Annotated in this window: 17 protein-coding genes; 2 read left to right on the forward strand and 15 right to left on the reverse strand. The window is 70.2% G+C overall.

Annotation, left to right across the window (positions count from 1 at the left end):
- Nucleotides 1–49: 49 nt before the first annotated feature.
- The 5 genes from F4560_RS04325 to F4560_RS04345 all read right to left on the reverse strand — a co-directional run bounded on the left by F4560_RS04325 (nt 50) and on the right by F4560_RS04345 (nt 4,884).
- Nucleotides 50–718, reverse strand: coding sequence for a GP88 family protein (locus F4560_RS04325; RefSeq protein ID WP_184916505.1), 669 nt, complete (start codon nt 716–718; stop codon nt 50–52).
- A 55-nt stretch (nt 719–773) separates the two neighbouring features.
- Nucleotides 774–1,196 carry a hypothetical protein gene (locus F4560_RS44070; protein ID WP_246477723.1) on the reverse strand — a complete coding sequence of 141 codons (423 nt, stop codon included), beginning with the start codon at nt 1,194–1,196 and terminating at the stop codon, nt 774–776.
- Nucleotides 1,193–2,194 carry a GH25 family lysozyme gene (locus F4560_RS04335; RefSeq protein WP_221483334.1) on the reverse strand — a complete coding sequence of 334 codons (1,002 nt, stop codon included), beginning with the start codon at nt 2,192–2,194 and terminating at the stop codon, nt 1,193–1,195. The genes F4560_RS44070 and F4560_RS04335 overlap by 4 nt, the downstream gene beginning before the upstream one ends.
- Before the next feature lie 32 nt (nt 2,195–2,226).
- Nucleotides 2,227–2,520: a hypothetical protein gene (locus tag F4560_RS04340; RefSeq protein WP_184916511.1), complete on the reverse strand. Its 294-nt coding sequence runs from the start codon at nt 2,518–2,520 to the stop codon at nt 2,227–2,229.
- A 435-nt stretch (nt 2,521–2,955) separates the two neighbouring features.
- Nucleotides 2,956–4,884 (reverse strand): hypothetical protein, encoded by a 1,929-nt coding sequence (locus F4560_RS04345; RefSeq protein WP_184916513.1) that lies wholly within the window; start codon nt 4,882–4,884, stop codon nt 2,956–2,958.
- Here F4560_RS04345 and F4560_RS04350 point away from each other — a divergent pair.
- Nucleotides 4,876–5,043, forward strand: coding sequence for a hypothetical protein (locus F4560_RS04350; RefSeq protein ID WP_184916516.1), 168 nt, complete (start codon nt 4,876–4,878; stop codon nt 5,041–5,043). The two genes, F4560_RS04345 and F4560_RS04350, sit on opposite strands and share 9 nt — an antisense overlap.
- 111 nt (nt 5,044–5,154) lie before the next feature.
- Here the strand turns inward: F4560_RS04350 and F4560_RS04355 are convergent, their stop codons facing one another.
- From F4560_RS04355 to F4560_RS04370, 4 genes are all read right to left on the reverse strand, one after another.
- Entirely contained in the window at nt 5,155–5,964 is an 810-nt protein-coding gene (locus tag F4560_RS04355) for a hypothetical protein (protein WP_184916519.1), read from the reverse strand.
- The gene (locus F4560_RS04360; RefSeq protein ID WP_184916522.1) at nt 5,961–8,765 is read right to left on the reverse strand and encodes a phage tail protein; all 2,805 of its coding nucleotides are present in this window, start codon (nt 8,763–8,765) and stop codon (nt 5,961–5,963) included. The genes F4560_RS04355 and F4560_RS04360 overlap by 4 nt, the downstream gene beginning before the upstream one ends.
- A gap of 117 nt (nt 8,766–8,882) precedes the next feature.
- Entirely contained in the window at nt 8,883–9,365 is a 483-nt protein-coding gene (locus F4560_RS04365) for a hypothetical protein (protein ID WP_184916524.1), read from the reverse strand.
- Nucleotides 9,281–9,493: a hypothetical protein gene (locus F4560_RS04370; RefSeq protein WP_221483999.1), complete on the reverse strand. Its 213-nt coding sequence runs from the start codon at nt 9,491–9,493 to the stop codon at nt 9,281–9,283. The genes F4560_RS04365 and F4560_RS04370 overlap by 85 nt, the downstream gene beginning before the upstream one ends.
- 131 nt (nt 9,494–9,624) lie before the next feature.
- On the opposite strand from F4560_RS04370, the gene F4560_RS04375 reads away from it, so the two are divergent.
- Nucleotides 9,625–10,437, forward strand: a complete 813-nt coding sequence (locus F4560_RS04375) for an AbiTii domain-containing protein (RefSeq protein WP_184916529.1) — start codon at nt 9,625–9,627, stop codon at nt 10,435–10,437.
- Here F4560_RS04375 and F4560_RS04380 read toward each other — a convergent pair.
- The 6 genes from F4560_RS04380 to F4560_RS04405 form a co-directional block, all read right to left on the reverse strand.
- Complete coding sequence (locus tag F4560_RS04380; RefSeq protein ID WP_184916532.1) at nt 10,406–11,032, reverse strand: phage tail tube protein; 627 nt, start codon at nt 11,030–11,032, stop codon at nt 10,406–10,408. The genes F4560_RS04375 and F4560_RS04380 overlap by 32 nt on opposite strands.
- A gap of 91 nt (nt 11,033–11,123) precedes the next feature.
- Nucleotides 11,124–11,540: a hypothetical protein gene (locus F4560_RS04385; protein ID WP_184916535.1), complete on the reverse strand. Its 417-nt coding sequence runs from the start codon at nt 11,538–11,540 to the stop codon at nt 11,124–11,126.
- Complete coding sequence (locus F4560_RS04390) at nt 11,537–11,854, reverse strand: hypothetical protein (RefSeq protein WP_184916538.1); 318 nt, start codon at nt 11,852–11,854, stop codon at nt 11,537–11,539. Before F4560_RS04390 ends, F4560_RS04385 begins: the two co-directional genes overlap by 4 nt.
- 3 nt (nt 11,855–11,857) lie before the next feature.
- Nucleotides 11,858–12,160, reverse strand: a complete 303-nt coding sequence (locus F4560_RS04395; protein WP_184916541.1) for a hypothetical protein — start codon at nt 12,158–12,160, stop codon at nt 11,858–11,860.
- 158 nt (nt 12,161–12,318) lie between these two features.
- Complete coding sequence (locus F4560_RS04400) at nt 12,319–12,669, reverse strand: hypothetical protein (RefSeq protein WP_184916543.1); 351 nt, start codon at nt 12,667–12,669, stop codon at nt 12,319–12,321.
- 42 nt (nt 12,670–12,711) lie between these two features.
- Entirely contained in the window at nt 12,712–13,827 is a 1,116-nt protein-coding gene (locus F4560_RS04405) for a pentapeptide repeat-containing protein (RefSeq protein WP_184916546.1), read from the reverse strand.
- Nucleotides 13,828–13,843: the final 16 nt, after the last annotated feature.

The following is a 13,843-nucleotide window of genomic DNA, read 5'->3' on the forward strand; positions in this document are numbered from 1 at the left end:
GTTGTGGGCGGTCGGAATATAGTCAAGTGATGTCGGCCGAGCACGGTTGTCAACGGTGTGGATCGCACTTGAGTCCACATCGGACAGGGCGTGGCGATGAGCGAGGCTCGTGTGCCGCCGGTCTGTTGAGACGGACGGGTGGCGAGACACGGTCGACCGGGTCTTCGCCACCACGGCGATGTGGTTGGTGGGGTCTGTGGATGTTGGTCGGGATGTGGCACTCCCGTTGGCGGTCGGCGTCTCCGCGGAACGTTCCGAACATGGTCGGTAACCAAGCACGGCACGTTCTCAAAGTGGCGCAGGACGGACGGCACGTACGGGTCAACTTGTGGTCGGTAAACTTCGTGTAGCTGTAGAACAGGACGTCCGGGACGGTGCGAGCGAGGCGCAGCCAGGCGAGTGCGTAGGCGTCGGAGAAGTAGTCGCCCGAGTCGTGCACCCGCAGCGCCGCACCTCGGTACTTCGGGTGGGCCAGCTCGGCGCGGATGTCGGCTTCCCACCGGGGCAGGTCGTCCAGGACTCGCGCGAGGTTGCGTTCGTGTTTGGCGAGCACGGCTGGGAAGCGGTAGGTGCCGTGGCGGGCGTAGCAGACCGCCGCGCACACCCCGGCGGCCGGGCAGGTGTTGTAGGTGCGGCCGTCCGGGAGGCGTCCGGCCCAGGCGGGCAGGGAGAAGGTGTGGATGCCGTGTGGGCGCAGGTAGGAGTTCTGGGTGATCATCTGTTCGGGCCTGCGCCCGCGTGTGGTCGTGGTCGTGGTGGGGTGCTCCTCGGGGTCAGTAGGTGTCGGTGTCGTCGGCCGGGGTCAGGGCGCGGCCGTCGGCGTCGCGGGGGTCGACCAGCGGGGTGACGCGGTGCTCGGTGCTGATCACGACGCCGAAGGTGCCGAGCAGGACGAGGGCGGCGGTGATGAAGCCGGTGATGGCGTCGCCCTGGTCGGTGGTGAGCAGGCCGGAGCCGACCAGGCCGGTGACCAGTGCGGTGAGGCCGCCGACGGAGCCCGCGACGCGCAGCGGGCGGGGGCGGGTTTCGGACACGAAGGATTCCTCCTGAATGGGGTTGGGGTGGTTGCCGTCGTGCCGCTCGAACCACAGGACGAAGCGCATCGAGGCTTTGCCGAGTAGCCAGAGCAGCAGGGCGAGGGAGAGTACGAGGGAGCCGCCGCCGGGTTCGATCCCGGTGGCGGACTCGTGGGTCATGGGCGGGTCAGCCAGTCCCCGGCGCGGATGTGGTCCGGGTTGGCGATGCCGTTGCGTGCGGCGATGGCCGCGACGGTGGTTCCCCAGCGCGCGGCAAGAGCCGAGAGGGTGTCGCCGGGCCGGATCTGGTAGCGCTCGCCGCCACCGGGGATCTGGATGGTGTTGTTCGCGTAGATGAGGTTGGGGTTGGCGATGCCGTTGCGGGAGGCCAGTTCGGCCACGGTGGTGCCGGTGCGTGCGGCGATGCCGGACAGGGTGTCGCCGGGCTGGATGACGTAGGCGATCCAGCCCGAGGGCGCGGACGGTGGCGCGGGTTGTGGGGTCGGTGCCGGGGCGGGTGCGCCGTCGAGGACGAACGAGCCGACGCGCCGGTCGCCGATCGTGGCGTTGCGGTCCACGAACCCGGTGAAGCCGGGGACGATGCCTTCCTGGGAGTGCTGGTGGATCGCCAGGCGCGGGTGGCTGTAGTAGGGGCGGCCGGGGTCGCCGTTGTAGTGGGCGACCCACAGCAGCACGTGGTCGTCGGCCCACTCGTCGGGGCGCAGGCGGCGGGTGAACCAGTGCTGGTTGGCGTAGACGAGCAGTTCGCGGCGGCCGGAGCGTGCGCGGTACTCGCGGACGAACTCTGCGATGAAGTCGTTGGGGTCCCAGGCGAAGCCGTCGGCTTCCATGTCGAGCATCGGCCACAGCGCCCCGGAGCCGAGCAGCCCGCGGGCGTTGAGGTTGGCGACGAAGTGCGCGACCTGTCCGGCGACGTCGCCGGGGTGGGCGTAGTGGTAGCCGCCGGTGTGGATGCCGACGCCACGGGCGCCGTCGACCTGGGCGGTGGCGGCGGGGTTGACGTAGCCGGTGCCCTCGGTGACCTTCACCGAGCAGTAGGAGATGTTGTTGCCCTTGACTGCGTTCCAGCCGATTGCAGAGCCCTGCCAGGAGCTGATGTCGATGCCGTAGTCCACGTGTTCCTTCCGGTTTTCGGGCATGGCGAAGCGGCCGAACACCGGGGCGGTGTCGGCTCACGGGCGTAGGTCGGTCAGGTGGGTGGAGGTTCGCTGCGCCGCGCGGCGGCGGCCTCGTCTTCGGCGCGTCGGCGGCGGTCGCGTTCGGCGTCGAGTTCGCCTTCGAGCCCGGCGAGGCGGCGTTCGAGCTTGCCGATACGGGTGCGCAGCGCTGCCAGTTCGGCGGCGTGGGCAGTGCGCATGGCGGTGAGCTCGGCGGCGTGCGCCGTCTCGCGCGCGGCCAGCGCCGCCAGGTACTCGGCGCGGTCGCTGCGGTTGGCGGTCATCAACCGGTGGTTGGCCGAGAGCAGGTAGCCAACGACCACCACCAGGGCACCGGCTACGCCGAGGCTTGGCAGGAGGGAGAGGTCCAGGGGGCCACCCCCTGCGCTAGGCTGCGGCCTGCTTCACGCACCACTCGACGAGGTGCTTGACGTAAGACCGAATCACCACAATCCCAACCCTCACAGTTGTCCTCTGTCCCGTTGGCCTGAAGTACAGGTCAATCGAGCCGGAACAGGGTTGGTTTGCGGTGCGTTCAGATCCTCGACATGAACGACCAGCAGGAAGCCAGGCGCTCGACCTGAGAGCCGAAGCTGGAGGACTTGTGTCGGGTTGGTTCTGGTTCGGGATCGCTGTGGTGGTGGCGATTGTCCTGATCATCGGGTTGGTGGCCGTGAAGCCCCTCCATGCGCGGGTACGCGCGCTGCTGCGGGTAGGTCGTTGGGTAACGCTCTCGCTGGAACTCGACCCCTCGCCTCCCACTACGGGACGCGGACGCCCTCGCGGGCGAGGACGGCGCGGGCGTCGGGGTCGATAGGCGGGTCTGGGTAGAGGTTCTGGTCGGTGGATGGTCCGGGGCTCAGCGTGGCGCGCAGGGTGAGGACCTGGCGGATGCGCCCTTGGTCGTCGCCGCTGGTGCGGATGCCGACCACCCATGCCGGGGTGCTCAGGGCTGCGCCGACGGTGTCGGTGATGCGGACGAGGTCGCCGAGTTGGATGCGCGGGTCGGGCAGGATCTCGACGTCCCCGAGCACGGGTAGTGGAGAGCTCGCGACGGCGAGCAGGTAGGAGGCGACCGACGAGGCGGCGGCCGAGGTTTGCAGCCACGGGGTGGCCTGTACTTGGTAGACCTGCGCGCCGTAGCGGGTGACGCTGGTGGTGTCGGTTCGTCGCAGCATCCGTTGGGAGGGGCCGTTGTTGGCCAGTTCGACGGAGTAGATCGACAGCGATGGGACGTTGCCGCTGGTGAGCATGTAGACGGTGCTCGACCCGGTGTTGCGGAAGGTGATCCGCAGGGTCGCGCCGTCGCGCTCGGTGGTGGACTCCACCCGCCCGTGGATCCCGGTACTGCCGTCGCTGGTGGTCGACCAGCGCACCCGTGAGGTGGTGCTGGGCGTGGTGGTGACGTAGGCGATCGGCGGTGGGCTGTCGTATTCGGTGAAGTCGTAGTTGTAGGTCAGGGTCAGGGTGGAGAAGCCTGGGATGCTGCGTCGGGTGGTCTCGGTGAACCGTTCCCGCGTGGAGCCGATCGTGTGGACGGAATAGGGCACGTCGATGACGTTGCGGACGGAGTCGATGGCTTCCGATACCCGCAGTCCGGCGATCTCGCGTGCGCTGGTGGCGGTGAGCACCGGGTTTCCAGGCGTGGTGAAGCGGGTGTTGTTGCGGTAGCGGAAGATGCCGTGTTCATCGAACGAGGCGGTGGCCTGTTCGGCGCGGGCCACGGCGCTGATCACCTCCCACGCCGAGCCCTGGGTGGGCGGGATCGCGGTCAGGGTGCTGGTGAGGTTGTCGAGCACCGCGCCGCGCTGCCAGGTCGGCCCCTCGAAGTCCGCGCGAGTGGGCTGGGTCAGCGTCAGCGAGACCTGCACCGCCTCGACCGGCAGCCCGGAGGTCAGCGAGATGTAGTTGAGCTGGGTGCCTCCGGCGGGCATTCCGCCGAGCGTGCCGGGGTTGAACTCGTTGTAGTGGCCGTCCGGGCCGGACATGAAGACGCGCGCCGACGGCTGGGTTCCGTTGAACGACCAGAAACAGCCGAGGTGCCAGCGCCCGACCGGCAGCGGCGTGAGGAACAACTGGGTGGCGAACTGCCCGTCCGAGCTGGCCGAGGCTCGTTGCGGGTCGGACTTGAAGTCCACTCCGAACTCGACGGAGTTGGTCGCGCCGTCGGCCTGGTAGAAGCAGGACAGCGCGACCGTCCCGGTGTCGGGGCCGATGGTGCTGGTGTCCACCCAGCACTCCACGAACAGCGACCGGCCGGGCACGGTGGTGCGGGTGCGTGGGTCCCAGCGGACGGTGAAGCTCGTGGTGGTCGAGCCGGGCAGCGCGGCCATCTCCCACGGGGCGCGGGTGCGGGTGTAGCCGATGGAGCCGGAGTGGGTGCGGTAGAAGCCCACGTCGGGTGCGATGCCGCTGTGCATGGACGCGTAGAGGATGCAGTCGGGGCGTGGTGGAGGGGCGGTGTGGATGCCCGCGTCGCGCAGCAGGTTGTCCACCACCCAGGTGCCCGAGGCTATCGGGACGGTGTTGACCGAGACGGCGGCCGGGAGGCGGGCCGCGCCGCGTAGCCGTTCCGCGCCGTCCAGCGCCGACACCTCGACCCGCCCGGTGCCGGAGTCGGTGATGCGGTCGCGCACCAAGCCCCGGAACGCCGGTAGCGCGTCGTCGGCCAGGCCCCAGCCGTGCAGCACGGATTGGCGGGGTCGGGTGATGTCGGCGGTGGCGTGCGGGGCGTAGGGGCTGTAGAGCTGGGCGGCGGTCTGGTCGCTGTGCCGGTCAGGGTCATGCGCAGCTCTGCCGAGGCGCTGCCGTTGGTGGCGCGCATCGGGGCGGGCAGGTCGGAGTCGTAGGCCCGGTCCAGCGACCAGGCGGTGACCTGTCCGGTGAGGTCGCGTCCGCCCAGCCTGGTGAGGCTGGTGTGGACGCGTTCGGGTTCGCCGAGGGCGGCGGTCAGCGCGGGGTCAGCTTGGAGCACGGCGCACCTCCACGAGGGTGAGCGACAGGTCGCGGTGTGGGAGCCGCGGGCGGTCGGCGTAGCCGGTGACGGTCATGGCGGGGCAGCCGTCGCCCACCGGGATGGGTTCGGCGGCGTCAACCGGTTCACCGAGGCGCAGCAGGGCGCCGCCAACGGGGGTGGGCGTGGTGAGGGCGGGCAGCCACACCTTGGGCGAGGCGAACACCGCCCCGGCGGGCGGGACGGCGGTCGCCACGGGCGAGACGGGGCCGACGGAGTCGAGGAACGTTCCGGCGCCGTCCCAGAAGTCCAGCACGGCCCGCGCGCCGCCGCTGCGGGTCAGGTCGCTGGTAAACGAGACCGGCACACCTGGCAGCACCGGCCACCCGGCCCAGTACGGCGGCAGGTAGTAGAGCTGGCTGCTGTTGTCCCGCGTATCGGTCACGGTGAGCGTCCCGTCCGCGCGTTCGGCCAGGGCGCCCCACCCGGCGAGGGAGATCCGGCGGGGTGTGCGCCCGAGGGATTGACCGGCCTCCAACAGGTTGTCGCCGGCGGGGTCGAGCACGGCCAGCGGTCCGGGTCCGTGGGCGCGGCGGGCCAGGGCATCGAGCCACCGGGCGTGGTCGGGCAGCAGCGCCGACCAGGACAGCGTGAGGCGGCGGGGCGGGGTGGCCAACCGGGTGGTGGTCACCCCGCCCGCCAGCGAGGCGAACTCTTGCACGCCCAGCGACACCGAACGGTCGAACTCCGTTGCGGTGTCGGGGATCTCCCGCAACGCCCCTGGCGGTCGATCCACAGCGAACGCACGGGCGCTCACCTCCTCGACAGGATGCGGTCGCCGTCTGCGGTGGCGCGGGCGATCTCGGTAGCGCCGACCTGCACCACGACTGGCCGCGCGGCCAGCTCGCGCACCGCTTCCACCAGCTCGTCCCAGTCCGGCTGTGTTGTGCCGGTGGTCGTGGTGGTCGGGGTGACCATCCGATCCGGGCCGGTTGCGGCGCGGACGTCGGCGGGGGCGGTCATGCGGGGGATGCTGCGGGTCAGGTCGGACAGGTACGCGCGCACGGCGGGTTCCTCGGCCTCCAGACCGGAGATCAGCCCGCGCATGATCAGGACACCGTTGCGGCGCAGCAGCTTCGCGTCCCGCTCGGGCGGTCCCTTCCATTCGGGCAGCAGGTCGGTCACCTGGCGCAGCTTGTCGCGCAGGAAGTTGACCATGGACTCGATGCCGCGCAGCAGGCCCCGGATCACGTTCTTGCCCGCCTCGACCAGCAGCGATCCGAGATCGCCGAGCGCGCCGAGGAGTTTGCCGGGGATGCCCGCGACGAACGACACGAGCCCGCCGGTGGCGGCGTCGATGCCGGAGGTGATGGCCTGCCAGGCTCCCGAGACGATGTCCTTCACACCGGACCAGGCGCGGGACCAGTCGCCGGTGATCACGCCCATGACGACGTCGAGCACGCCCTGGATCACCCGCAGGGCACCGGACACGGTGTCCACGATGCGCGCGAAGGTCGGGCCGACGACGTTGTCGATCAGGAACTTCAGGATCGGGATCAGCGTCGACCCGATCTCGGCCGCGACCCGCGCGACCATCGCCGCCCAGGTGGCGAGTATGTCCACGGCCTGCATGACCACGGGCATGAGCAGCTCTACGAGCTGGAGCACGGAGGGCAGCAGTTCGGAGGCGAGCCGGAGCAGGACCTGGGCCAGCGGGAGCAGGCCCTCAGTCGTGATCCGGAGGAGCCCTTCGACCAGTGGCGACAGCAGCGGCAGGAGTCCTTGCAGCGCTACGGCCAGCGTTTCGCCGAGCAACTGTCCGATCTGGACGAGTACCGGTGTGGCCGCCGCGAGTCCGACCGACAGCACCTCGGCCAGCCGCTGGACCGTGGAGACGACCACCGGCAGCACCGGCAGCACCGCCTGAAGCGCCGCCAGCAGCACGCGGGCGAACACGTCGGCGAGTTGCCCGATCAGCGGCAGGACCGCCGACAGGGCGGTGAGCAGCGCGCCGCCGACCTCGACGGCGATCGGGGTCAGGACTCGGAGCAGGTTCGCCAGGGCGGGGGCGGTGATCTGGACGGCTTGCACGAGCAGTTGGCCGAGTTGGACGATCAGGGGCGCGGTGGCCTCGGCGAGGCCGATCAGCGCCGGGGCCAGTGCGCGGACGGCGTCGGTGAGGGCTCCGCCGACGAGTTCGCCGACGACCTGCGACACGGCGGGTGCGAGTGCGGCGGTGACCCCGGCCAGCAGTTCGAACGCCGGGACCAGAAGCGACGCCAACGCCTGTGCCGCGACCCCGACCAGCGGTGCCAGCGCGGCCAGGACCCGGCCCGCGGGCTCGACCGCGCCCGCGAGCGTGCCGAATGCCTGGGCGATCATCGGGCCGAGTTGCGCGATGGCGGGCGCGAGCACGGACGCCGTGACACGGGCGACTTCGGCGAGCAGCGGCAGCAGCGCCGCCGCGATCGCGCCCAGGCCGCCGAAGATTTGTTGCAGGGCGCGGGTTCCCTCCGCGCTGCGGAGGAAGGCGAGCATGGAGGCGGTGACCGAGTTGAGGGTCTGGAGCAGTCCCGCGCATTGGACGTTGGCGGCCCTCAGGACGGTGGAGACGATCCGGACGACGTTGCCGAGCAGGGTGGCCAGGTCGCCGAGTGCGGAGAGGCCGGCGGACATCCACTCGCGTAGTTGCCCGGTTTCGCGGGCGGTGGCGATGAACTGCGCGAACCGTTCGGTGCTTTCCCCGATCCCGGAGGCGAAGCCGGGAAGGAAATCGCTGCCGACGGCGGTGATGTCGCGGAAGGCGCGCAGCAGCGGCGCCACACCACCGGCCAGCGCGCGGACGGCTTGGCCGGTGTTGTCCAGGATCAGCCGGACGTCGTCCACGGTGCGGGCTTCGGAGGCGAACCCGGCCGCCTGGCGTGCGGCGTGGTTGTAGCCGTCGGAGATGCCGCCCAGGCCGTCGCGCAGCACCGGCAGGTACCGGTTGCCCAGGGCGGAGACCTCGCCGCCGAGTCCGGCGAACAGGCGGGCCTGCACGTCGAGCTTGAGCCCGTCGAGCTGCGGGCGCAGCGCGCGGACGGCGTCGGTGGTCTCCCGCATCGCGGACGGGAAGTCCTCGACCGCCTTGGCGTACTCGGCCGGAGTCTCGGCGGTCAGGGCGTCGTTGAGGCCGTCGACGCCGAGCTTGAGCGTGCGGACCGCCACCGCTGCGGCGATGCCGATCGCCGGGACGATCAGCAGCGACCCGGCCGCAGTCCCGGCCGCCGCGCCGAGCCCACCCATCAGCCCGAGGACCTGGGCGATGCCACCGGCCAGCGCCGCGTACTTCACCGTCGCCGCGCCCACGGTCGCGGTGTGCGCGGTGATGCCGCCGGTCAGCCGCGCGACGCCGGTGTCGAGCTGCGCCAGGCCGCGCACGGACGCGCCGACTGAGCGGTCCAGGACCGTGCGGACGGTGACGGTGTGCCCGGACAGGCGGCGGCGCAGCGCCGCGAACTCCGACTCGGCCTGCCCAGTGTCGAGCTGGGCCAGCAGCCGCAACGCGGTTCGGTCACCCTCGCGCGCCAGCGCGGCGAGTTGGGCGCGCACCAGCGCGGTCTGGATCTGCGCGCCCAACGAGATGTCGGGTGCGCCGCGCTCGGCCTGGTTGATCTGGTCGCGGACGTGACGCCCCAGGCCCTGGAGGCTGGGCAGGATGGTGAGGTAGGCGTGGCCGACGGTTGCCAGGAGCGCTCACGCTCCCCGCATCCACAGCGCGATCTCGCGCAGGGACTTCGTCTCGACCTGGGGTTCACCCCCTGCGGGTGCGGGCGGGGCGGTGTCGCCGAGATCCAGGGGTGCGGCCACGTCGGCGTCGGTGACTTTGCCGCCCAGCGTCGTAGCGACCGTGGCCCACAACAGGGTCACGCGGCGTTCCAGCGCGGCGAGCAGGACTTCCGGGCGGGTCCACCCGGCATCCGGTCCGGTCGCGCGCCACACGGCGGCGTCGTCGGGCAGGTGCGCGACCACAGCGCACACCCGCCGGAACGACAACCCGCCCCGGTAGAGGTCCAGCAGGTCCAGGCCGTAGCGCAGGAGGTCGACTTCGAGTGCGGTCGCGGTGGTGTCGTCCGCCAGCAGGCGGGCGACGATCAGGGGTTTCCCCGCCCCAGCTCCCGCATGATCGTCTGCGAGAAGTGCTCTGCGTCGGCGGCCGTGGTCGCCAGACCGCGCCACGTCTTGTACTGCTCGTCACCGAGGATCATCCGCAGCGACAGCAGGACCTTGCCCTCCTCCTCGGCCTCGATCGCCGCCAACGGGAACTCCGAGGCGGACGGCAGGGTGAAGCGCTTACCGCGCCACATCACGGCGTGCTCAATGCGCGCAGGCGGGCGGTTAGTGGCCTCTCGGCGCTGGGATCGGCTCACGTACAGGTCTCCTCCGTGGTCGGGTTGGCTACGTACCTCTCCGCGTTGGCGTGAGCGATACTGTGAACGTGAAGAAGCGGGATGGTGGGTTGCTCAGTGAGATCGAGCGTGGAGCCTTGGACGACCGGGTCTCGATCACGACCTTGCTGCGCAAGTGCATCGCCCTCGGGGGACGCGCGGGCTCGGAGAAGCTCCGTGATTGGGCGCAGACCGAACTGGATGGCTACAAGAACGGCCAGGGCATTCCGCAGTACCGCAGGGTGCCTGCAATCATCGCCATCGACGGATTGCTCCCGTTCGGCGGTCAGGTCAAGGGTGAGCAGATCAGCCGTTACGACCTGCCGGACTTCGTCCAGGAGCACATTGGCGACGAAGTCCCCTTCGGAAATGGCATCGCCCACCTTGAGGAACTGGCGAATTCCGCCGAGGACCACTTCAAGCTGGCGTTGCCGGACTCGGCCACGCTGATCAAGTTCATGCACGACGAGATGAACGATCCATCCAGGCGGATCACCCGGCTATACTGGGTGGCTTCCCGGTCGAGCATCAAGGGCGTCGTCGAACACGTGCGAACAGCGCTGGTCAAGTTGGTGGCTGAGATGATCGCAGTCATGCCGAACGAAGAGACCCTACCCAGCAAGGAAGCCGCCGATCAGGCGGTCAACGTCGTGTTCAACGGCGGAAGGCGAAACAACATTTCGTTCGTGAACAGTCAGGCGTCTGGAGGAGGGACCAGCAGCGTCCAGGCCCCCGAGGAAGCTCCGAAGCCGGAGGGCTGGTGGCAGCGGCTGAGAAGGCGCGGTCTGTTCGTGGTCCTGTCGACCATCGCCGCTGCCGCAATCGCCCTGTTCACCTGGATTGAGTGGAAGCCGTGGGCGTAGCACCTCCGCTCGGTGCCATTAGTACGGCGGGGTCGTCGGTGAGCCACACGGCCAACGTGGTGCCGGTGGCCGGGGCGAGCGCGGCGAACGTGAGGCCCCAGCGGGCTTCCTGGGTGCGGGTCCATTGGGCGTCCTGGGTTTCAGAGACCTCGGCGCGCGGGACGTAGAGCCGGTGGTGGTAGATCGCCGTGGCGGAGATTTGGTCGACCCAGTCGACGCACAGGGCGCGTTCGTCGCCCTTGGGGACGGAGGAGATCTCGGCGCGGTACTTCTTCGACCCGGCGGCGGTCTCGGTGAACACCATCCCGCCGAAGTAGGCCGACAGCACCGCGCCCTTGATCTCCTGGAAGACGCTGGAGACGCCGAACTCCTGGGAGGTGTAGATGTAGCGCGCGGGGGTGATCTGTTGCCAATGCGTGGTTCCGGACTTCTCCACCGCGCGGCGGATCGTCACGCCGTCCTCGGTGGACAGGCCCAGGCCGCTCCATGCGGCGGGGAGCGGGGTTGTCGGGTCGGGCGGTTCGGGTGTGCCCGGTGGGGCGAGGGACAGTTCTCCGGTGCCGGGAACGCGGACGAGGGTGGGGTTCAGGGCCAAGCGGACGACCTCCAGGAGGAACGCGGGAGGGCCGCTCTCCTGGAAGTGGTGCCGGGAGGCGGGCAGCCTCCCGAGATGCGGGTACGAGGGTTCAGCGGATGGTGGAGCGGGCGCGCACCGCAGCGGCGGCGGTGGCCAGGGGTCGGTCGGTGTGCGGGTCGAGCCCGCCGAGTGGGCCGCTGACGGGTTCGCCGCCGGTCAAGCCGGGTGCCGGTCGGGGGGCGCACAGCAGAGCCAACGCAAGGCCCACGGCGGCTTTGGCGGCGTGCTCGGAGCGGTGCCAACAGGTCAGCCGGACCACCACACGCTGCACAGCCGGCCACTGCCAGGTGTGACCGTCCTCGGCGACCAGCAGCCACGGAAGCGACGGCGGACCGCCGTCCGGGCCGGTACCGACCTGAGTCGAGACCTTGATGCCGGCGAGCACCGGTTCGGGGCGAGCGGCCAACTGCGGCCGGAGGGCGCGGACGACCAGCTCGGCCACGTCGACCGGGACCGGCAGCGTCACGTCTCCTCGCCCGCGTTCAGGCCGTCGACCTCCAACCCGGTCGCCTCGGCGCTGCGTTTGAGCAGGCCGTAGCGGGCCTCCATGCCGACCCCGGCGGGATGGCGTACCGCGACGGTGAAGGCCGCCCGGTCGTGGCGGGGATCAGCGAAGACCTCGACCGGCAGCAGTTCGCCGCTGGTGACGCGGTGACCGGCGCCGCGCGCCACCGCGCCGACCTGATCGGCCGCGGCCTGCACCGCGTCCCGGAAGCTGTCCGAGTTCAGCAGCTCGCGCACGCCGTCCCGGTCGAGGCGGAAGCCGTGGAAGGCGTCCATCGTTCAGCCCTCCACGTGCTTGAGTCGGGTCTCGTAGTGGACGTGGCCGAACCGGGGTTCCCAGAGGTCGGGTTCGCCGTCGACCTCCAACACCCGGCCTTGCCACTCGATGCGCTCGCGGGCGGCCAGGCGTTCGATGCCGAACATCCGCCACGAGGTGACCACCGGGCGGCGGCCCGGTTCGATGGGTTCGGACGAGGTGACCGGCTGGAGCAGGCCCCACATCACCCGGCGCGGGGCGTCCGGCCCGTAGTCCAGGTCCGGGGTGGGGTTGTCGTAGGCGTCGGTGACCGGCGTCGGGGTCACGACGAGGAAGCGGTGAGGTAGCTAGATGCGTGCTCCAATCAGGTGAAACGAGGCTGAATCGCTTAAGTCGGCGGGAGAGTCCGCCGATGCTGGGAGGAGAAGCGCCGGACCCGTCACAACGGGCTGGCGCTCTGCCATATCCGGCGGATCCGTCGAGGTCACACCGTCCAGATTGAGAACGCGCCGCGCGGCGCTGGCGCGGGCGGCCGGAGCAGGTCCAACTCGTCGTCGGTCAGGTAGAGCCCGCCGCCCTCGTGTGCGGCCGTGCGTGAATGCCCGCCCACCGTCTCGGACTTGTTGCCGTCCGGCGGGGACGCCAACGCCCGCAGCACGGCCGTGGCGAGCACACCCGGCGCGGTCGCGGGCGGCGGATCGGACAGTTCCGGCACACGGGCACGGACGATCGCCGAGGCGTCACCGACCAGCACCGCCGCGCGAGCCTGCTGCTCGGCGGTGAGCTGTACCTCGGTGCGGGCCTGGACATCGGCGACGGTGGCCAAGGGTGTCATCCATCACCCCAGCGACCGGCGAGGAAATATCGCGACTGTTGGTTACCTTGAAGTCGGCAGCCGAACCCACCTTGCAGCATCGTCAGGCAGCAAATCGAATTGCCGCAGCACATCGGATACAGCCGCAGCCGAGAAATCGACCAGGCCGCTGGAGAACGTCGCGCGCCCGAAGTCGACTTGGCCGCCCGAGAAGCTCGATCCTACGAAGCTGACTTGGCTGCCGGAGAACGTCGCGCCCCAGAAGTTGACTTGGCTGCCGGAGAACGTCGCGCCCCAGAAGTTGACTTGGCTGCCGGAGAACGTCGCGCGCCCGAAGTCGACTTGGCCGCCCGAGAAGCTCGATCCTACGAAGCTGACTTGGCCGCGGGGGAACGTTGCGTCACGGAAGATCATGATGGTTCCGGGCACGAGGTTGATCTTGGTGAGGTCGCCGCCGTCGAGTGTTGCGCCGGTGAAGTCGAAGACATGCCCGTTCCATGACACGGGGGACGTGGGGCGGAGATGTGCGGCGATGACACGGATAACGGTGTGGCGGACCTGTTGTTCCTCGCGATGGTCCGCAGTCGACGCGGCGCCAGCTGATGTCGGAGCCGGGTGCGTGGTGTCGCGGCGGGGGGATGGTTTGCGCAGTCCGAGTCCTCGGTTGCCCGATGGCGGTGTCGTGGTGTGTGGGTCGTAGGGCATTCGCAGGTAGGCGCACAGGACGTCGATGCAGGTCTGGCGGTGCTCGTCCCAGTCGTCGGCGAGGGCGGCCATGGCGTAGATGCCTGCCAGACGGACAGCCGCCTGGGGTGAGCCGATGAGTTCGGATGCCTTCGTGAAGCGGTCGGTGAATGCCTTGGTGTCCTCGCGGCGTTCGGCGGCCTCGCCGAGTCGTTGTTTGCGGTAGGCGACGGTGAGGGCGATGACGCCGCCGATACCGCCGACCACGGTCAGCGCGATCTTGAGCCCATCGAACTTGTCCTGGGTGCTCGCAGGCCCGGAACTCGCCGGACGCAGGGCGGGCTGTCCGAGCAATAGCCACAACGCCCAGGCGGTCAACGCGGCCACGACGACGCCCAAGAGCAGCCACAGGGCGATGTGGCCGGCGAAGGGCAGCCGCAGCGCCGGTCCACGTAGCGCCGGTCTGCGTCGCGCGGCGGTCCGCAGTACGCCCATCGGCTGCCCTCCCTCG

Source organism: Saccharothrix ecbatanensis, assembly GCF_014205015.1.
GTDB classification, from domain to species: domain Bacteria; phylum Actinomycetota; class Actinomycetes; order Mycobacteriales; family Pseudonocardiaceae; genus Actinosynnema; species Actinosynnema ecbatanense.